Origin of the sequence: Bradyrhizobium sp. 195, assembly GCF_023101665.1 — a bacterium.
Taxonomy (GTDB): domain Bacteria; phylum Pseudomonadota; class Alphaproteobacteria; order Rhizobiales; family Xanthobacteraceae; genus Bradyrhizobium.
In genome coordinates, this window is sequence record NZ_CP082161.1 from 7,077,784 (window position 1) to 7,096,789 (window position 19,006).

Genomic DNA, 19,006 nt, shown 5'->3' on the forward strand with positions numbered 1-19,006 from the left:
CTTCCCGCGCGAGCCGGAAAAGACGAGGGAACCCGCCCTCAGTCCGAGCGCTTCACATGGCCATCCCCGCGGCTCGGCGCCGGCTGGGTGACGTTGACGGGATCGGAGCCCGGAAAGGTCTCCTCCAGCCCCTCTTCCAGCGCGGCCTCGAGATCGCGCTTCTCCTTGATCTCTTCCGGGGAAGGTCCAGCGTGCGGCCTCGTCATGGCGCTCTCCTGCAAAACGTTCTGCAAACGATTTGGCTGTGCATCCAACCATGCTAGATGACCTCGAAATCTTGCGATGCAAGACTTCCGAGTCAGACGGGCCGGGGAAACGAGCATGAAGCATATTACCTGTATCGACGATCTTCGCGCCCTGCATAAGCGCCGCGTGCCGAAGGCGTTCTTCGACTATTGCGACCGCGGCTCCTATGCCGAGGAAACGCTGCGCGCCAACCGCGAGGACATGCAGGCGATCAAGTTCCGCCAGCGCATCCTGGTCGACGTCTCCAAGCGCGACACCTCGACCACGATCCTCGGTGAGCCCTCGACCATGCCGCTGATGCTCGCGCCCGTCGGTCTGCTCGGCATGCAGCATGGCGACGGCGAGATCCACGCCTGCCGCGCCGCGCAGGCCGCCGGTATCCCGTTCACGCAGTCGACCATGTCGATCTGCTCGATCGAGGACATCGCCGCCAATGTCGAGAAGCCGTTCTGGTTCCAGCTCTACGTCATGAAGGACCGCGGCTTCATCAAGGAATTGATCGAGCGCGCCATCGCGGCCAAGTGCAGCGCGCTTGTGCTGACCGTGGACCTCCAGGTGATCGGCCAGCGCCATGCCGACATCAAGAACGGCATGACGGTGCCCCCCGAGTGGTCGCTGTCGAAGCTGCTGGATTTCGCCAGCAAACCGGCCTGGGTCTCCGGCGTGCTTCAAGGCAAGCGCCGCACCTTCGGCAACATCGCCGGTCACGTGAAGAACACCGAGGATCTCAACCGCCTTGCCGAATGGACGGCGTCGCAGTTCGACACCTCGCTGAGCTGGAAGGACGTCGAGTGGGTCCGCAGCATCTGGCCGGGCAAGCTGATCATCAAGGGCATCCTCGACGTCGAGGATGCCGAGGAAGCGGCCAAGACCGGCGCGCAGGCCCTCGTCGTCTCCAACCATGGCGGCCGTCAGCTCGACGGCGCGCCGTCATCGATCGAGGTGCTGCCGGAGATCGCCGACGCGGTCGGTGACAAAATGGAGATCATGTTCGACGGCGGCATCCGCTCCGGCCAGGACGTGATGCGCGCGCTCGCCCTCGGCGCAAAGTCCTGCATGCTCGGCCGCGCCTACGCCTATGGCTTGGGGGCCGGCGGTCAGGCCGGCGTCGCCAAGGCGATCGACATCATCCAGAAAGAGCTGCTCACCACCATGGGTTTGTGCGGCGTCAACCGGATCGACGAGATCGACGATCATATCATTGCGATGTGACCGCAGAGACGGTGCCGTAGGGTGGGTTAGGTCCGCGGATGCGCAAAGCGCAGTCCGCTGAGCGTAACCCACCATCTCCGTCCGCATTTTCGGAAGCATGGCGGGTTACGCTTCGCCTAACCCACCCTACACGTCCTCCGCTTCGCCCCTCACATCGGCGGCGTCAGGCCGTCGCGGCCGACGCTGACGCGGTTGGTCTCGAACGAGCCGTCCGGCAATTGCTTCATGAAGGCGATGACTTTGGCGCCGGCCTTCAGGTCGGATTTGTCACCGGGCACGAAGGTCACCACCGGCGTGTTGTCGGCCACGAATACCTTCTTCTCGCCGTCCTTGTACTTGACCAGCAGCGTATGGCCGTCATTGCCGACGACGCTTTCCGCCACCGTCGCATTGGTCATGCTGGAGTTGGGCTTGAGATCATAGGGCCGCGAGCCCTCGCCAGTGCCGCGCATGCTTTCCGGAAACACATGCACCTCGACCGCGTTCTGGCCGCCCTCCGGCCCCGGCACGGTGGTCGCGCCGATGAACGAACCCGGCTTGATGTCGGCGAGCGAGATCTTTGTAATGCCCGAGACGTTCACGTCAGGAGCGATACGCAGCTTGACGTCCTCGCCGCTGCGCGACTTCACCTGCATGGTGTCGCCATTGACGGCTTCGATGGTGCCACGCACGCGCGTCGGCACCGGCGCCTTCTGGGCGAAGGCGCAATAAGTCGAGACGGCCACCATCGCGACGGCGATCAGCGGACGTGTGAAAGTTGCACGTTGAACAGACATGACGGTCTCCGGTTATCCCCACGGATGGAGAACTCCGGACCACGCGTGCTATTCTCTCAAGTCTTTGTGAGATCGGCCTCGACCAGCGCCCGCAGCTCGGCCGTGACCTCTGGCCGCCGGCCGAACCACAGCTCGAAGCCGCGCACCGCCTGATGCAGCAGCATGCCGAGCCCGTCGGCGGTCTTCAGGCCACGCGCCGCTGCGGCAGCGAGCAGCGGCGTCACCAGCGGGACATAGACGAGGTCGGCTACGACCGCCGCCGGCGGCAGGCGCGCGACATCAACATCGAGTGATGGCTGGCCGTGCATGCCGAGCGAGGTCGTGTTCACGAGAAGTTTTGCGCGTGGCAGCACGTCGTCGATGCCGTCCCACGTCACAGGACACACGCTGGGCCCGAACTGCCTTGCCAGCGCCTCGGCCCGCGCGTCGGTGCGGTTGGCGAGATGGACGCGCTTGATGCCGCGTTCGAGCAGCCCGAACACGACCGCGCGCGAGGAACCGCCGGCGCCAAGCACCAGCGCTTCCTCGGCCGCTCCCCAGCCGGGCGCGCTGGCGTCGAGATTGTTGATAAAGCCTTCGACGTCGGTGTTGGTCGAGTGGAGTTCGCCGTCGGCAAACCACAGGGTGTTGGCCGCGCCCACGGCCTTTGCGCGGGCATCGGGCGTCGACAGCGCCAGCACGCCTTCCTTGTGCGGGATGGTGACGTTGGCGCCGACGAAGCCGCGCAACGACAGCCGCAGCACGAAATCCCTGAGATCGTCGGGCGGCACCGCCTCGATGACGTAGCCGCCTTCAATGCCCAGCGTGCGGAGCCAGTAATGATGGATCAGTGGCGAGCGCGAATGCGCGGCCGGCCATCCGACCAGACAGGCTGCAGGAGCTTTGGACGCGGTCATCTTTCCCTCGGGGTCGTATTCCCGAGGCGATCCATTTCGCGTCGCGCCCGCTCTGTCAAGCGCAGGCGCCGCGGTGGCGGCGAGAGAATGGCTCGCTGTCAGCTCGCGGCCGCCTCCTCGACCGCGCCGCCTTTGATGTCGGCAATCGCGCGCTCGAGGCTCTGGCGATAGCGCGCACGCGGCGGCGTCACGCCATGGGTGAGCAGCGCGCGGCGGACCGCGGGCGATGCCCCCGTGATGAACAGCCGGATGCCCTGGCGGTGCGCCTTGGCGGCGACCCGGCCAAGCACATTGGCCGCCGTCGAATCCAGGAACGGCACCGCGGCGAAATCGACCACGAAGGCCTTGCGCTTGTCGGCGACCCCGTCGAGCACGCCCCCGATCGCGGAGGCCGCGCCGAAGAAGAACGCGCCGGTGATGCGATAGACCAGCACGTCGCGATCAACCGCAAGCGCAGGATCGTAGGGAACGCGATCGCCATTGCCGTCGTCGGGACGGTCACCGGCGACCAATGGCGAGCGTTCCTCGATGCCCGTCATCTCCGCCATGCGATGGATGAACAGCACCGCGCCGAGCGCGAAGCCGACCAGGATGCCTTCGGTCAGATCGCGGAAGATCGTCAGCAGGAAGGTCGCGAGCAGCACGATTGCATCGCCCCATGACGAGCGCAGCAACGTCGCGAATTCGTGCTTCTCCGCCATGGTCCAGGCCACCACGACCAACACCGAGGCGAGCGCGGCGAGCGGGATGTAGCTTGCGAGCGGCGCAGCGATCAGCATGAACAGCAGCAGGAAGACCGAATGCAGCATGCCCGCGAGCGGCCCGCGCGCACCGGCGCGGATGTTGGTCGCGGTGCGCGCGATCAGTCCGGTGACGCAGATGCCGCCGAACAGCGCGGAGCCGATATTGGCGGCGCCTTGCGCCACCAGCTCGCAATTGGAGCGATGGCGACGCCCGGTCATGCCGTCGGCGACCACCGCCGACAGCAGCGATTCGATGGCGGCCAGCAGTGCGAATGCGATCGCATCCGGCAGCACGGCGGTCGCCTTCGCAATCGAGAACGCCGGCAAGGCTGGCGAGGGCAATTCGCGCGGAATGCCGCCGAAGCGCGAGCCGATGGTCTCGACCGGGAGCGCCAGCACGCTGCTGGCGACCGCAGCAAACACGACGGCGATCAGGATGCCGGGCCAGGACGGCCGCCACCGGCGCAAGGTCGCGATGATGGCGATGCTGACGATGGCGACCGCGACGGCGGACGGATTGACGGTGTTGAGGCCGCCGGCAAGCGCAACGAGCTTTGGAACGAACTCGCTGGGTTCTTTCCCCGCGAGCGTGATGCCTGAGAGATCGCGGAGCTGGCTGGCGAAGATGATCACGGCGATGCCGGCGGTGAAGCCGACCGTGACCGGATAGGGAATGAACTTGATGTAGGTGCCGACCCGCAGCAGGCCCGCGGCGATCAGAAACAGACCCGCCATCATGGTGGCGAGAATGACGCCGTCGACACCGTGACGCTCCGCGGTCGCCGCGACCAATACGATGAACGCGCCGGCAGGTCCACCGATCTGGAACCGGCTGCCGCCGAGCAGCGAGGCGATGAAGCCGCCGACGACGGCGGTGTAGAGGCCGCGGTCCGGCGTCACGCCCGAGGCGATCGCGATCGCCATCGACAGCGGCAGCGCCACGATCGCAACCGTCAGGCCGGCGAAGACGTCGGCGCGGAAATCCGATAGGCCGTAGCCTTCACGCCAGACGGTGAGGAGCTTTGGCAGATACAGTTCGGCGAAGGTCGGCTGACGCAGCTGATGCAGCCGGCTGGCGTGATCGCTTGTGATGCTCATCTCGGCCAAGTGCTCCGCTGCCCCTCGATGCTCCGAAGCATCGTGCGTCCCGTGTTGCCGAGGTGCGACGATGCGCTAGCCCATCTTGATCCCGAGCACGATCACCGTTCGATCATGCTCCGACGCGGCGCGGCGGCCCCGGCTCCTTCAGGCGAACGCCACGCCCGCCGCTGTCGCTGCGGACCTGCTCGCCGATCAGCTCGACGCCGGCCCGGTCGAACGCCTCGACCACCTTGATCAGGGTCTCGACCACGCCACGCACATTGCCGGTGCTGGCTTCCATCCGCTGGATGGTCGGCAGCGAAACGCCGGCGAGCTCGGCCAGGGTTTTCTGGTCAATGCCGAGCAGCGCGCGGGCTGCCCGCATCTGGAACGACGTGATCACCTTGGCCTCACTTACCAGCACTTATAAATGATATCTCAGACATATACAATGATGTAAAATACATCATTCGGGGCTGGACGCAAGTGGCTGACCGTCTGTCTCCGCCGTCATTGCGAGGAGCCCTTGCGACGAAGCAATCCAGGCTACCTCCGCAGAGACAGTCTCTGGATTGCTTCGCTTCGTTCGCAATGACGCGTGGAGAGGGCGAGGCCTACATGAAACGCGGCATGCGCGGACACAGCTCCCCACTCTCCCTCTCCCCGTGAAGAACGGGGAGAGGGAGTGAGAGAGCGGTGCCCCTTACTGCGCGAAACCGATCACGCCGCGTGTTGATGTGCGGCGATGATCTGGTCGGCGGCGCGGCCGGTGACTTCGGCCATGTGGTCGAACTGGCGCGTGAAGCTACCGGCGCCGGCGGTGGCCGAGCGCAGCTCCACGATCAGCTCGCCGATCTCGGCTTCCGGCATCATGGCGCGCACGCAGTCCCAGCCGCTCCAGCCGTCGCGGGTGTCGAAGCCGAGGATCTGGCCGCGCCGCGCCGACAGGATCGCGTTGATCTTGGCGGTGGCGTCGGTCGGGCAGACGATCTCGACCACGTGGATCGGCTCCAGCAGCACCGACTGGCACTGCGGCAGACCTTCGTTGAGCCCGACCCGCGCCGCCGTGCGGAAGGCGAGGTCGGAGGAATCGACGCTGTGATAGGAGCCGTCGGTCAGCGTCACCTGCACATCGGTGACGGGGAAACCGAGCGGACCGCGCGTCAATCCGTCGACGACGCCTTCTTCCACCGCGCCGATGTAGTTGCGCGGCACGGCGCCGCCGACGACCTTCTCGGCGAACTTGAACCCCTCGCCGCGCGCCAGCGGCCGGATATCGAGCACGACGTCGCCGAACTGGCCGTGGCCGCCGGACTGCTTCTTGTGGCGGCCGCGCTGGACGATCGGCTTGCGGATGGTCTCCTGGTAGCCGATCGCAGGCGGATGCGAGGTGATCTTGACGCCGAAGCGGTCGCGCAGCCGCTCGCTGGCGACGCGCAGATGCATCTCGCCCTGTCCCCACAGCACGGTGTCGTGGGTCTGGGCGTTCATCACGATGACGAGCGAGGGATCTTCCTCGTGCAGCCGTGTCAGCGCCTGGCCGAGCTTGACGTCGTCCTTGCGGTCGGTGGCCGCAACCGAGATCGCGAGCACCGGCGGCGTCGGTTCAGCGGCGGCGAGCGCCGCCGGCGGGGTCTTGCCGTTCGAGACCGTGTCACCGGTCTTGATCGGATCGACTTTGGCGAGCGCCACCGTGTCGCCGGCTTCCGCCGCCGCGCGCTTGGTGTCGTAGGCGCCGTTGACGGCAAGAATGCCGGAGACGCGGCCCGCTCCGCCGGACGAGGATTGCAAGGTCGCACCGTCCTCGAGACGACCGGCGAGCAGCCGCGTCAGCGACAGCTTGCCGCCGTGCTGCGAATGCAGCGTCTTGAAGACGAAACCGAGCGCGTCCCTGGTCTCGGGAACGCCGAGACGTTTTGCCGTCTCCGAAATGCCCGGCGCCTCGTGACGCAGCGCCTTCATCAGACGCAGCACGCCATTCTCGCGCGCAGCAGCTCCTAACAGGACAGGACAGATCAGACCCTCGCGCAACTCGCGGGCGAGATCGTCGAACACGGCATCGCGCGGCGGCTGGATGTCCTCGAGCAGTTGCTCCATCAGCGCATCGTCGTGATCGGCGAGCTTCTCCAGCATCGAGAAGCGGGCTTCCTTCTCGCGATCGAGATTGCCGCCTTCGAGCGCGACCACCTCGGAGGCCTTGTGCTCGCGATAGACGAAGGCGCGTTCCAGCGCGAGATCGACGAAGCCCTCGATCAGTTCGTCCTTCCAGATCGGGATCTGGCGCAGCACAAGCGGCACGCGGGAAGCGGGCTGCAGCATGGCGAGCGACTCGCGGATGCGCTGGCTCGCACGGTCGATCTTGTTGAGGAACAGGAAACGCGGGATCTTCAGCTCCTCCAGCTCGCGCAGGATGATCTGAAGCTGCGGCAGCTTCTTCTCGTCGGCCTCGCAGACCACGATGGCGGCATCGACCGCGGGCAGCGCGGCGCGCATGTCGTGGGCAAACTCAACGGAACCGGGACAATCGAGGAAGGTGTAGCTGTCGCCCATGAAACTCGTGGTGGCGGCAGTGAGCCCGACAGTCATCTTGTGATGACGGGCCTCTGGGGTAGCGTCGCCGACGGAAGTTCCGGCGTCGACGCTGCCAGCGCGCGGGATTGCGCCCGTTCGCGCCAGTATTGCTTCGAGAAGTGTGGTTTTACCGCTTTGGAAAGGGCCCACCAGCGCGATGCACCGGGGACCTCGGGGACTTCTGACGTCTTGTCCCATTCGCCGCCTCCTTGGTGTGGAGCTCGGCCCATGATTGGGTCGGCAAACGCAGATGCTCTGCCCGTCCCCGAGATTTGGCAAGCATCAAACGTCGCTGCGGTGCGTCTTCCGTTAGATCAAGTCTTAACAGCCCAATGTTCCACCTCTCCCCAGCGGGAAGAGGTGAACCCACACCGCCGTCGTCGGGCGCTCAACGGCCCGGACGGAGTTCCAGGCTCTCGAGGCCGGCGGCGATGTTGAGGCCAACCTGGCCCTGCACGCTGAGCGGCTGGAGCGCGATCGAATTGTTGGAGCCACCGACCAGCACGTTGCCGCCAAGGCCGACGCCGATCGAAGCGCTGCCCTGCGCGCCCGCGTAGTTGCCGGAGAGATCGCCGGGGCCGAGCCGATCGACCGGTGCGAACACGCCCCACGCCAAAGCCGTCTCCTGGGTGATGCCGATATCGAGACCGACCTTGCGGATCGTCGCGACGTAGCGATCATCGGGCAAGCCGTCGGCGCGCAGCACGCAGCCGAGATGGGTCACCGATCCCACGATGAAGCCGACGCTGGCGCCGCCACGGCATTCGAGCACACCGACCCGCGCCATCCGCTGCTGCTGCGCGCCGGCAGCAGCGACGGAGACAACGAGACTGGCGGCGGCGAGCCCTGCGAGGATGAACGAACGGCGCATGAAATATCTCCGGCAATGATGTGATGCGAGCAAAGAGCGCCCCACCCGCGATGCGCGTCTATGCCACAAGAGCCGTGACGGTGCCAGATTGTGCATGGGGATTAGCGTGCAAACAACGAAAAGGGCCCGCCGGAGGCGGGCCCTTTTCGCAGATGTCGTAGGGTGGGCAAAGCGAAGCGTGCCCACGCGTTCTTTTGCGATCGAGAGAGATGGTGGGCACGGCGCAAGTGCGCCTTTGCCCACCCTACGATCCAAACTCGCGGAGAGAACTCCCATCCCACAAGAGCGGGAAGAGGACACCGCTCGTCGCGACAGCCCTTACCGCAGATTGCCGCAGAAGCGCTGGATGCGCTTGCAGGCGTCTTCGAGATCCGAGGTCTTGGTCGCGTAGGAGATGCGGAACGCCGGGCCAAGGCCGAAGGCCGAACCCTGCACCACCGCGACGCCTTCAGTCTCAAGCAGCTCGGTGACGAAGTCCTCGTCATTGCCGATCACCTTGCCCGACGGCGCGGTCTTGCCGATCGTGCCGGCGCAGGACGGATAGACGTAGAAGGCGCCCTCGGGACGCGGGCATTCGATCCCCTTGGCCTGGTTGAGCATGGAGACGACGAGGTCGCGCCGCTCCTTGAACACCTTGTTGTTGGCGGGGATGAAATCCTGCGGACCGTTCAGTGCTTCCACCGCGGCCCATTGCGCGATTGAGGACGGGTTCGAGGTCGACTGCGACTGAATGGTCGACATCGCCTTGATCAGCTGCGCGGGGCCGCCGGCATAGCCGATGCGCCAGCCGGTCATGCAATAGGCCTTCGACACGCCGTTCACGGTGAGCGTGCGGTCGTAGAGCTTCGGCTCGACCTGCGCGACCGTGGTGAACTGGAAGTCGTCATAGACGAGGTGCTCGTACATGTCATCGGTCATCACCCAGACGTGGGGATGCTTCACCAGCACGTCGGTGAGCGCCTTCAGTTCCGAACGCGTGTAGGCAGCTCCCGTCGGGTTCGACGGCGAGCACAGGATCACCCATTTGGTCTTCGGCGTGATCGCGCGCTCGAGGGCTTCGGCCTGGAGCTTGAAACCGGTCGCGGCGGTGCAGACCACCGGCACCGGCTCGCCGCCGGCAAGCGCCACCATTTCAGGGTAGCTGACCCAGTACGGCGCGGGAATGATCACCTCGTCGCCCGGATTGATGGTGGCCATCAGCGCGTTGTAGAGCACCTGCTTGCCGCCGGTGCCGACGATGATCTGGTTCGGCTTATAGGTGACACCGTTCTCGCGCTGAAACTTGGCGATGATCGCGTCCTTCAGCTCGGGAATGCCGTCGACTGCGGTGTACTTGGTCTTGCCGGCCTCAATGGCGTGGATCGCGGCCAACTTGATGTTGGCGGGCGTGTCGAAGTCGGGCTCGCCGGCGCCAAGGCCGATGACGTTGCGGCCCGCCGCTTTCAGCGCACGTGCTTTATCCGTGACCGCGATGGTCGCGGACGGCTTCACACGGTCGAGCGCAGCGGCAAGGAAGGACATCGTCATCTCCTGACAAGCGTCGTGAAGCCTTTCGTCTCACGACTCCGATTGTGGGAATGCAGCTACCCTAAAACGTGAGCCGCTGCATCGCAAGAAACTTCGGCCCGATCCGGGAAAAACTTACGGATGGGGACGCGTTTCGAGGCGCGATTTCCCGCAATTTTCCGCAACTTTGCCTCCGGATTTGCTCATATCCGGCAAGGCGTGTCCTCGGAGCAATTTTGCGTGTTTGGTGCTGCGACGAAAACCGCTCGTCGTCATGCCTGGGCTTGGCCCGCCTGCGCGGCCGAAGCCGCTTCGGCGAGGCGAAGGCCCGGGCATCCACGTTCTTCGTGCCGTGTGGCAACACGTGGATGGCCGGGACAAGCCCGGCCACAAGGATGCTGAGGCTTGGACTGTCCTCGATAGTCGATACGATGCCCTACCCGCTGCAGGATCCCGCAGAGCAAAGCTACGACGCGTTGACGCAAGCGTGATCTGATTTGCAGCGTCGCGCGAAAATGATCTTCCGCGGCACTGCACTGCGGTAGGGTTTTCGAGTTTTTCTATTGGCCGGCCCTTGCGGCGGATTCGCATCGGCATCATTGTTTAGCCGCGTCGCGGGGTCACGAGCGCCGCGTATTCCCGTCCCAGGATTCGAACTTCCCAGAATGTACAAGCTCTATTCGATGCAACGCTCGGGCAACAGCTACAAGGTCCGCCTTGCGCTGGCGCTGCTCAACCTGCCTTACGAAGCGATCGAGGTGGACATTCTGCGCGGCGAGAGCCGCACGCCGGACTTCCTGACCAAGAACCCGTCGGGACAGGTGCCGCTGCTCGAGGTCGGCCACGACCGCTATCTCGCGGAGTCCAACGCCATCCTCTGGTACGTCGCCGTCGGCACCCCGCTTGCGCCCGAGAACCGCATCGACCGTGCCGAGGCGCTGCAATGGATGTTCTTCGAGCAGCACGCGCTCGAACCGAACATCGGCGCCGCCTATTTCTGGCTATCGCTGGTCAAGGGCGGCCGCGACCTCCAGACCCATTCGCTGGAAGATTGGATGGAGCGCGGCTATGGCGCGCTCCAGGTGATGGAGAACCACCTCAAGACCAACGCCTATTTCGCCGCGCGCCAGCTCACGGTCGCCGACATCGCGCTGTACGGCTACACCCACCTGGCCGACCGCTGCGACTTCGACCTCCAGGCCTTCCCTGCGATCCGGGACTGGCTGAAGCGGGTGGAAGCCGCGCCCGGCTTCGTGTCGATGGACTGGCGGCCGGCCGACATCGACGATCCCGCCAGCATCGCCGCCAGTGCCTGACGGCGCCGCTCTGCTCTAGGGAATAGCGGGTATAAAGGTAATATTTGCCGCAATCTGGCCATTTTCGTCGCGAGGGCCGCCGCAATATTGCCGGTTGAAACTGGGAAATTGTGGAAAGTCGCGGGTGATTCGCTCGCGCGTTGAGGGATTTAGACCATGATACGGGCGTCCGGCACGGCAGGCTTTCACGGCCATCCCGAGACCGTCGCGTCTTCCCGACTGGCCAATGCGGTCGCGGCCTCGCTCGCCGTCGCCGCGCTCTCGCTCTGCCTGATCGTCACCCTGACGGTGCTGTCGACCAAGGCGACCATGGCGATGGGCCTGCCGGTCTGACACCCGTTTCATCCTGGTCCAGCCGTCAAGGCGACGCATGCCCCGCGCCCACCGGCATCGCAACAGGACGTCGATGAAATCACCTGTGGTAGTCGTTGCAATCACACTGACCGCGGCGATCCTGGTCGCGGCGTCACTGCTGATTGTCGTCGGCACCCGCAAGGGCCCGGGGACGTCGACGCTGAACGCGCCTGCGCAGCAACAGCGCGTCAAGCACGCGCACCTCGTTTAAAATCATCCGAAAGCCTTACGCTTGCAAGCAAGCGCGCCTTAGGCACACCACGCAAAAACGCATCGCAGTCACGCAACGATCGGTCAAAGTTGCGGTCTTACCTCGGTCGGGAGGAGCGAGACTGGTCCATGCGGTTCGGATGGCGTGCGATCTCCGGTCCGGTGTTGACGGCAGCAACCCTGCTGCTGGCGACGCTCCTCGATCGCTTTATCCCCACTCCCTCGCCCGCACCGTTGCTCATCGGCATCGTGGCCCTTGCCGGCGCGCTGTCGGGTCTCGCCTCCGCCATTACCAGCGCAGCCGTCGCGGTGATCGGTGCGGCGCTGTTCTTCCTGAGCCGCCACGGCATTCCCCCCTCTGCCGCCGATCTGGTCCGGCTCGGCCTGCTGGCCTTCACGGCTGCCGGCACCGCCGGCATCACCGGCCTGATGCGCGAGCGGCTGCTCGGCACGTTCGCGGCCGAGCGCCGAAGTCACGCCACCGCCGCGCGGCTGTCGGCCGCGCTCGACCAGGTCGATATCGGCATCGTCCTGCTCGATGCCGAGACGCGGGCCGAGTTCATCAACCGCGCGTTCCGCGATTACTTTGCGGTGCCGGACGAGATCGCCGACGGCAAGCCGCCCTTCATCGCGCTGATGTATCACAGCCGCGACACCGGCGCGTTCGAACTGCCCGAGGACGAGCTCGGCATTTTCATCGCGCAGCGCATGGAGATGGTGCGGATCGGCGATGCCACGCCGATCAACATCGCCTTGCGCAACGGCGAGGTGCTGCGCTTCGTTTGCGCCGCCCTGCCCGACGGCGGCCGGATGCTGAGCTACACACCGGTGACCGACCTCGTGCGCCACACCGACACGCCGTCACGCGCCGACTATTACCGCTCGCTGCGCGATCCCGCGGGCCGCAAGCTGATCCGCTACCTGCGGGTCGCGGAGTGATGCAACGACGCGATTGATCGGCAATGCGATCATCACGTATGAAGGACATCTCTTTGTCGTGCCCCCGAGATCGCGGAAATCCACATGTCGCTCACCATTCGCTCCGTCACCAGGCAGGATTACGATCAATGGCTGCCGCTGTGGGACGGCTACAACGCCTTCTACGGCCGCTCCGGCCCGACCGCGCTCGCTCCCGAGATCACGAAGGTGACGTGGCAGCGCTTCTTCGACGCCTATGAGCCGGTGCACGGGCTGGTCGCCGAGAGCGACGGCAAGCTGCTCGGCATGACGAACTATCTGTTTCATCGCAGCACCACCGCGATCGAGCCGTCGTGCTACTTGCAGGACCTGTTCACGTCCGAGAGCGCCCGCGGCAAGGGCGTCGGCTCGGCGCTGATCCATGGCGTCTACGAACGCGCAAAGCTCGCGGGATCGCCGCGCGTCTATTGGCAGACGCACGAGACCAATCTCACGGCGCAGAGCCTGTACGACAAGGTCGCGGAGCGGTCCGGTTTCATCGTCTATCGCAAGCTGTTCTGATGCCCGCGCGCACCCTGTGGATAACTCCCGCTGTCACCCGCGCGTAACATAGCGCGGCTAGGTTGCACCTGCGTCTGATCTGGCCCCCCGTCACCGATCAAGCGCCCCAAAGCGGTCCCCGTCAGTCGCCGCGTCTGATAGGGGCCGCATTTTTTTGTCCGCCTTGTCAGCATGGCAGCAGCGCGGCGAGCGCCTTGCTGGCGCGGCGCACGGTGGTCACAATGAGTGGCTGCTCATCTCTGACAGGATCTCCCATGGAAATTCGCAATCTCGGCGCCTCCGGCCTTCGGGTGTCTGCGGTCGGGCTCGGCTGCAACAATTTCGGCCAGCGCACGGATCTGGAGACCTCGCGCAAGGTGATCCATCGCGCGCTCGATCTCGGCATCACGCTGTTCGACACCGCCGACATCTATTCGAACATGGGTGGCTCGGAAAACGTGCTCGGAGCTGTCCTTGGCGACCGTCGCAAGGACATCGTGCTGGCGACCAAATATTCCAAGCCGATGGCGGAGGACGGCACCAAGCAGGGCGCCTCGCGCCGCTACATCATGGACGCCGTCGAGGCCAGCCTGAAGCGGCTGAAGACCGACTACATCGATCTCTATCAGCAGCACGACTATGACCCGCTAACGCCGATCGAGGAGAGCCTGCGCGCGCTCGACGATCTCGTCCGCCAAGGCAAGGTTCGCTACATCGGCAATTCGAACTTTCCGGCCTGGCGCGTCGCTGAAGCCGAGCATGTCGCACGCGCGATGAATGTCAGCCGCTTCGTCTCCTGCCAGGACGAATATTCACTCATCATGCGCGATATCGAGAAGGACCTGCTGCCGGCAGCAACGGAATACAGCCTCGGCCTGTTGCCGTTCTTCCCGCTCGCCAGCGGACTTCTGACCGGCAAGTACCGGAAGGGCGAGGCCGCGCCTGACGATACCCGCTTCGGCAAGGTGCCGCGGCTGCGCGACCGCTACGTCACGCCGCGCAACGAGGACATCGTCGAGAAGCTCCACGCCTTTGCCAAGGCCCGTGGCCACAGCATGCTCGAGCTCGCCTTCTCCTGGCTCGCCGCGCGACCGCAGGTGTCGAGCGTGATCGCCGGCGCCACGCGCGTCGAGCAGATCGAGGAGAACGTCAAAGCGATTGCCTGGAAGCTCAGCGCGGAGGAGATGGCGGAGATCGACAAGATCACTCAGGTCTGACGTGCGAGGCGTGGCGCTACTTCGCGCCGCGTCCGACGGTCTGCATCACCTCGAAGCCTTCGAACTGGGGATGACCGAGATAGAGCGGCTTGTTGTCGCCGGCCCGGTGATGCGCGGCACGAAATGCTTCCGACTTGGTCCAGGCCTCGAACGCCGCATGGTTCGCCCACACCGTGTGCGAGGCGTACAGCGTGTGGTCCTCGAGCTCGGGGCCCCGCAGCAGATGGAATTCGACGAAGCCCGGCACCTTGTCCAGATGCGTATCGCGGCTGAGCCAGACCTGCTCGAAGGCGGCCTCGGAGCCCTTGGCGACGCGGAAGCGGTTCATGGCGATGTACATGGGTGTGGTCTCCTGATGCTCAGCCAATTATTTCGTCATTCCGAGCTCGCGCCAAGAGGCGCGCCCCGGAATGACGGCGCTTAGGCAAGTAGCCCTTTCATGGGCTTCGCACTGGCGCTGTCCGGAAACACCGTTTCCGCCAGCACGCGTTCGGACAGGCCGAACTGGTCCTGCAGCACGCCCTTGATCACCGAACGCAGATCCGTGGTGGGCTTGAGGTCGCGGCCTTCATGGAGGTTGGCGAGCTTGAGACCCGGCCAATCGGAGATGACGCGGCCGCCCTTCACGGCGCCGCCGGCGAGCAGCGCGATCGTGCCGGTGCCGTGATCGGTGCCGTCGGTTCCGTTGATGCGCGCGGTGCGGCCGAATTCGGTGGCGACGACGACGACGGTGTCGCGCCAGCGATCGCCCAAGCCGCTTTCGAATTCGGCGAGTGCGCCGTCGAGCCCGCCGAGCAGGAAGGCAAGACGACCGACCGGGCCGCCTTCATTGGCATGCGTGTCCCAACCGTCGAAAGCGAGTGCGGCGATGCGCGGGCCATCGTCCGCCGCCATCAGCTTGGCCGCGCCACGCGCCACCTGCCGCATCTGCGTCACCGCATTGCCGGGCTTGCGCTTCATGTCGTCGCCGCTCGCGGCCTTGTCGAGCTGGAGGCCTTGCGACAGCGCCATGGCCAACGCGGGATCGCGGTGACGGTAGAGATCGACGAGGCGCATCGCGGTGTCGTCGTCAGCCTGGGGCAGCGCGACCGGCGCCCAGCCGACCGTCGGCGCATTGCCGCGCAGCACCAGCGGCGTGGTGGGCCCGATCGCAAGACCGCTCGATACGCGCTCGCCGCGCGGCAGCGCTTCCAGCGCACGGTTGAGCCAGCCGGATTGCACGCGGCCCGGCCCGGCATAGCCGCTTTCGAGCACGTCTTGGCCGTCGAAATGCGAGCGGTCGCGATAGGGCGTCGCCACCGCGTGGATCACCGCGGCACGCCTGTCGCGGTACATGCGAGAAAATTCCGGCATCGCCGGATGCAGCGCGAAAAAGGAATCGAGCATGATCGCGGGATGGGCGCCGTCCGCGGCGAGCGCGATCGAGCCGTGCAGGCCGGCATAGTCGGGGTCGCCGAGCGGCGCGACGGTCGAAAGCCCGTCGAGCGCGCCGCGCAGGATCACCACGATCAGCCGGGGATCGCGCCCGTCGGCGGCGCGCGCGAATTTCGGCAGGTGAGCCCAGGCCGCGAACGAGGCGCCGCCGAGCAGCAGGCCGCGCCGCGAGGTGAGAAGCCGGTTCTCGACGCAATCGATCATCGTCATCTCCGCTGCATTTCCGGCGACATCAGCAGCAGCGCCAGCGCCTGCTGGCGCGACTCCGCGCGCTCGACGGCTCGCCGCGTCTCGATGGAGGCCGCATCCGCCGCCGCGAATTCCAGGAGGTCGAGCGGATCGATATTGCTGCCGAGCCGCGAGCCAATCTGGGCCGCGATGTCGAGCCTGAGCTTCATGCCTTCAGGCGCGGCCCAGGCTGCATTGGTGTCGGGAAAGCCGTTGGGCCCGGCCGGCGACCACAGCGGTTGCCCAAGCAAATTGAGGCCGTTGAGATAGCGGCTCGGGTCCTCCGGCACGCGCGCGAGCAGCTGTCCGCTCGCGACGAGGAAATCGTAAGGACTGCGCATCTTGGTCAGCGGCGCTTGCCACGCTTCATCCGAATCGACCAGCGCCATGGCAAGCGCCTTGAGGTCGCCGTCGGTCTTGACGAAGACATCACGCAGGCGCGCAACCAGCGCCGGCGGCAGATCGTCGGCGACGAAGTGGCGGACGAATTTCGTGGCGATGAAGTTCGCGGTCGACGGATGCCGCGCGATGTCGGCGAGCGCGGCCTCGCCCTGCGCGAGCCCCGTCGGCTCATAGGTCCTGCCGAGCAGCAATTGCGGACCGGGCTGGTGCGCATTGATGTTGAACACGAAGGAGCCGGGGGGCCCGAGCTGCGCCTGCCGGCCCGCGAAGGTCCAGCCGGTGATGATGCGCGCGAGTGAGGTGACGTCGTCCTGCGTGTAGCCTCCGCCGACGCCGAGCGTGTGCAGCTCCATGATCTCGCGCGCAAGATTCTCATTGAGCCCGCGCTTGCGATTCTGGCCGGCGCGCGAATCCGGACCGAGCGATTGCTGATTGTCGAGGAAGAACAGCATCGCCGGATGCTGCTCGACGGCCCGGAGCATGTCGGCGAAGCGCCCGAGCACGTGAGGCCTGATGGCCTCGCGCTCGAACGCGCCGGCCCATATCCGCGCCAGCTCGCCCTTGCTCGCGGAAATGCAGAAGTGGTTGGACCAGAACACGACGAGACGTTCGGTGAAGCCGCACGCGACAAGGGTCGCGCGCTGCAACCGCGCCAGCGCCTCGGCGCGAAAGGTCTTCTGGATGACGTTGAGCGGCTGCGGGGCCGGCTTTGCGGCCGGCGGCGCGGCCGCATTGGGCTGCATCGCCTCTGGCCTTACCGCATCGTCCGCCGGCTTAGCCTCCGTCATCTGGCCGGCGATCTCGGTTGCTGCCGCGTTCAGCGAGAGATTGCGGCGGAGGGCGGGCTTCTGTTCGGCCGGCACCAACGTCTCGGCGGGCGCGGCGGCCTTCGCGGCTTCGCGGGCCTGTTTGACCTGATCCTGATAGGCGAACACGGCCTGCCCGAGTTGCTGCGTCGATTGCAGACCGGGCGCCTCCAGCAGCACGCCGCTTGCGCGCGCGAGCTCCGCCTTCACGAAGCCGCGCGGATCGGAGCTTGCGTTGACGAGATCGCCCGAGGCTCCGCCGCGGGCGCCGAAGCCAAAACGGTTGAGCGCGACGAGCGCGGCTTGCGAATCGCGGGCCATCGATTTGTCCTTCGCGTGGCGGGAGCCGCTTTCCGAGTCCGCGCGCGAGGCTTAATATACCGCAATGACCGATGAACCCGACATGAAAATCACGGCGAAGCTTCGACGTAAATCATGACAAATCCGAAAGACTCCTCATCGCAGGAACCACGCCGCCTCGCCTGCTCGCGCTGCGGCACCGAGTTTGCTTGCGACCTCTCGGGCACCTGCTGGTGCGCGGAGGAAACCGCAAAGCTGCCGATGCCGGTCAAGGGCGAGGATTGCCTGTGCCGCGCGTGTTTGCGCAAGGCGGCGGAGGAGGCAGTATCGTAGGGTGGGCAGACCGACTTGTCCGCCGTAGCTCGCAGCGCGAAGGCGGAAGCGTGCCCGCCAATATCCTTGCATACAGCGAAAGATGGTGGGCACGGCGCTTTGCGCCTTTGCCCACCCTACGAAGCCTAGACTGCGTATCCCGGCGACTTCCGCGCCACGCCGTCGAACGCGTCGAGCAGTTTTTCGCGCCAAGCATAAACCTGATCGTCCGCTTCCAGCAGCTTGAACGGGCTCACCACGCGCGCCCACTGGAAACCGCCGAACACGATGTAGTCGGCGTAGTTCGGCGCCTCACCGCCGAGATAGGGCTGCTTTTTCAGGGTCTGGCGCATCACCTCGAGCGATTTGCGGAAGGCCACCACGCCGGTATCGCGGCTGTCCATGACCTCTTCCAGGCTCTTGCCGCCGAAGCGCGCCTCGCGCGACTTGCGGAAATAGGCAGCGTCGATCTCGTCCAGATTTTTCGGGATGTCGGCAACGATCAGCGGAAAGATGCCGCCGACGATGGCGATGTCGCCGAAGGCGTTGAGCATGCGCGCCATGGCGCGGCCGCCCTCACCGCCGAACAGCGACGGACGGTCCGAGAAATTGTCCTCGAGATAATTCGCGATCGTCCAGGAATCGACCACCGGCTTGTCGTCATGCAGCAGCACCGGCACCTTCTCGGAGCCGTGCGGCACAAGCGCGCTCTTCTCCGTGAAGCGCCAGGGCAGCGATTGAGCCGACAGTCCCTTATGAGCAAGCGCCATCCGCGTGCGCCAGCAATACGGGCTGAAGGGGCGCGCGGAGTCGGTGCCGACGAGTTCGAAGAGTTTGAGCGGCATGAAGCTGTTCCGTCATTGCGAGCGCAGCGAAGCAATCCAATCTAACGCCGCGGAGACATTCTGGATTGCTTCGCTGGCGCTCGCAATAACGATGTCGCCACAAGCATCATCACGACAGCCTCGACGTCGCTGCAGACACCTGCCTTGGGGGGCGATGTGGCATTCAAGGTACACGCAATGAGCGAGAGACTTGCTATGAAAACAGGAGATTTATTGTCCGGAG

20 protein-coding genes are annotated in these 19,006 nt (G+C 65.5%); 8 read left to right on the forward strand and 12 right to left on the reverse strand.

All coding sequences use genetic code 11. The annotated features are described in order from the left end of the window. Nucleotides 1–38 precede the first annotated feature (38 nt). Nucleotides 39–206, reverse strand: a complete 168-nt coding sequence (locus tag IVB26_RS32950) for a hypothetical protein (protein WP_246923528.1) — start codon at nt 204–206, stop codon at nt 39–41. A 115-nt stretch (nt 207–321) separates the two neighbouring features. Between IVB26_RS32950 and IVB26_RS32955 the strand changes: the two genes are divergently transcribed. Then, nucleotides 322–1,458: an alpha-hydroxy acid oxidase gene (locus IVB26_RS32955; protein ID WP_247969159.1), complete on the forward strand. Its 1,137-nt coding sequence runs from the start codon at nt 322–324 to the stop codon at nt 1,456–1,458. A gap of 149 nt (nt 1,459–1,607) precedes the next feature. Here the strand turns inward: IVB26_RS32955 and IVB26_RS32960 are convergent, their stop codons facing one another. The 7 genes from IVB26_RS32960 to IVB26_RS32990 form a co-directional block, all read right to left on the reverse strand. Further along, nucleotides 1,608–2,234 (reverse strand): hypothetical protein, encoded by a 627-nt coding sequence (locus tag IVB26_RS32960; protein WP_247969160.1) that lies wholly within the window; start codon nt 2,232–2,234, stop codon nt 1,608–1,610. 56 nt (nt 2,235–2,290) lie between these two features. Beyond that, nucleotides 2,291–3,130 carry a shikimate dehydrogenase gene (locus tag IVB26_RS32965; RefSeq protein WP_247969161.1) on the reverse strand — a complete coding sequence of 280 codons (840 nt, stop codon included), beginning with the start codon at nt 3,128–3,130 and terminating at the stop codon, nt 2,291–2,293. Between the two features lie 98 nt (nt 3,131–3,228). Continuing rightward, nucleotides 3,229–4,971, reverse strand: a complete 1,743-nt coding sequence (locus IVB26_RS32970; RefSeq protein WP_247969162.1) for a SulP family inorganic anion transporter — start codon at nt 4,969–4,971, stop codon at nt 3,229–3,231. A 112-nt stretch (nt 4,972–5,083) separates the two neighbouring features. Then, on the reverse strand, nt 5,084–5,356 hold the full coding sequence (locus tag IVB26_RS32975) for a helix-turn-helix domain-containing protein (protein WP_026201995.1): 273 nt from the start codon (nt 5,354–5,356) through the stop codon (nt 5,084–5,086). 317 nt (nt 5,357–5,673) lie between these two features. Further along, nucleotides 5,674–7,722 (reverse strand): elongation factor G, encoded by a 2,049-nt coding sequence (locus IVB26_RS32980; RefSeq protein WP_247969163.1) that lies wholly within the window; start codon nt 7,720–7,722, stop codon nt 5,674–5,676. A gap of 190 nt (nt 7,723–7,912) precedes the next feature. Further along, nucleotides 7,913–8,395, reverse strand: coding sequence for a DUF992 domain-containing protein (locus IVB26_RS32985; RefSeq protein ID WP_247969164.1), 483 nt, complete (start codon nt 8,393–8,395; stop codon nt 7,913–7,915). Between the two features lie 318 nt (nt 8,396–8,713). Beyond that, complete coding sequence (locus IVB26_RS32990) at nt 8,714–9,916, reverse strand: pyridoxal phosphate-dependent aminotransferase (protein WP_212080379.1); 1,203 nt, start codon at nt 9,914–9,916, stop codon at nt 8,714–8,716. Nucleotides 9,917–10,566: 650 nt separating this feature from the next. Here IVB26_RS32990 and IVB26_RS32995 point away from each other — a divergent pair. The 6 genes from IVB26_RS32995 (at nt 10,567) to IVB26_RS33020 (ending at nt 14,456) form a co-directional block, all read left to right on the forward strand. Then, nucleotides 10,567–11,217, forward strand: coding sequence for a glutathione S-transferase family protein (locus IVB26_RS32995; RefSeq protein WP_247969165.1), 651 nt, complete (start codon nt 10,567–10,569; stop codon nt 11,215–11,217). Nucleotides 11,218–11,373: 156 nt separating this feature from the next. Next, on the forward strand, nt 11,374–11,550 hold the full coding sequence (locus IVB26_RS33000) for a hypothetical protein (protein WP_247969166.1): 177 nt from the start codon (nt 11,374–11,376) through the stop codon (nt 11,548–11,550). Nucleotides 11,551–11,623: 73 nt separating this feature from the next. After that, entirely contained in the window at nt 11,624–11,782 is a 159-nt protein-coding gene (locus IVB26_RS33005; protein WP_247969167.1) for a hypothetical protein, read from the forward strand. A gap of 128 nt (nt 11,783–11,910) precedes the next feature. Then, nucleotides 11,911–12,720 (forward strand): PAS-domain containing protein, encoded by an 810-nt coding sequence (locus IVB26_RS33010; RefSeq protein ID WP_247969168.1) that lies wholly within the window; start codon nt 11,911–11,913, stop codon nt 12,718–12,720. A gap of 84 nt (nt 12,721–12,804) precedes the next feature. After that, complete coding sequence (locus tag IVB26_RS33015) at nt 12,805–13,260, forward strand: GNAT family N-acetyltransferase (RefSeq protein WP_246931521.1); 456 nt, start codon at nt 12,805–12,807, stop codon at nt 13,258–13,260. A gap of 254 nt (nt 13,261–13,514) precedes the next feature. Further along, complete coding sequence (locus IVB26_RS33020; RefSeq protein ID WP_247969169.1) at nt 13,515–14,456, forward strand: aldo/keto reductase; 942 nt, start codon at nt 13,515–13,517, stop codon at nt 14,454–14,456. Nucleotides 14,457–14,472: 16 nt separating this feature from the next. Here IVB26_RS33020 and IVB26_RS33025 read toward each other — a convergent pair whose 3' ends face one another. The 3 genes from IVB26_RS33025 to IVB26_RS33035 all read right to left on the reverse strand — a co-directional run bounded on the left by IVB26_RS33025 (nt 14,473) and on the right by IVB26_RS33035 (nt 17,647). Further along, nucleotides 14,473–14,796, reverse strand: a complete 324-nt coding sequence (locus IVB26_RS33025) for an antibiotic biosynthesis monooxygenase family protein (protein ID WP_212080358.1) — start codon at nt 14,794–14,796, stop codon at nt 14,473–14,475. Nucleotides 14,797–14,876: 80 nt separating this feature from the next. Next, complete coding sequence (locus IVB26_RS33030) at nt 14,877–16,100, reverse strand: DUF1501 domain-containing protein (RefSeq protein ID WP_247969170.1); 1,224 nt, start codon at nt 16,098–16,100, stop codon at nt 14,877–14,879. Further along, nucleotides 16,097–17,647 carry a DUF1800 domain-containing protein gene (locus tag IVB26_RS33035; RefSeq protein WP_247969171.1) on the reverse strand — a complete coding sequence of 517 codons (1,551 nt, stop codon included), beginning with the start codon at nt 17,645–17,647 and terminating at the stop codon, nt 16,097–16,099. Before IVB26_RS33035 ends, IVB26_RS33030 begins: the two co-directional genes overlap by 4 nt. 114 nt (nt 17,648–17,761) lie before the next feature. On the opposite strand from IVB26_RS33035, the gene IVB26_RS33040 reads away from it, so the two are divergent. Then, nucleotides 17,762–17,959, forward strand: coding sequence for a cysteine-rich CWC family protein (locus IVB26_RS33040; RefSeq protein ID WP_247969172.1), 198 nt, complete (start codon nt 17,762–17,764; stop codon nt 17,957–17,959). A 125-nt stretch (nt 17,960–18,084) separates the two neighbouring features. On the opposite strand, the gene IVB26_RS33045 is transcribed toward IVB26_RS33040, so the two are convergent. After that, nucleotides 18,085–18,783 carry a glutathione S-transferase family protein gene (locus IVB26_RS33045; protein ID WP_247969173.1) on the reverse strand — a complete coding sequence of 233 codons (699 nt, stop codon included), beginning with the start codon at nt 18,781–18,783 and terminating at the stop codon, nt 18,085–18,087. Nucleotides 18,784–19,006: the final 223 nt, after the last annotated feature.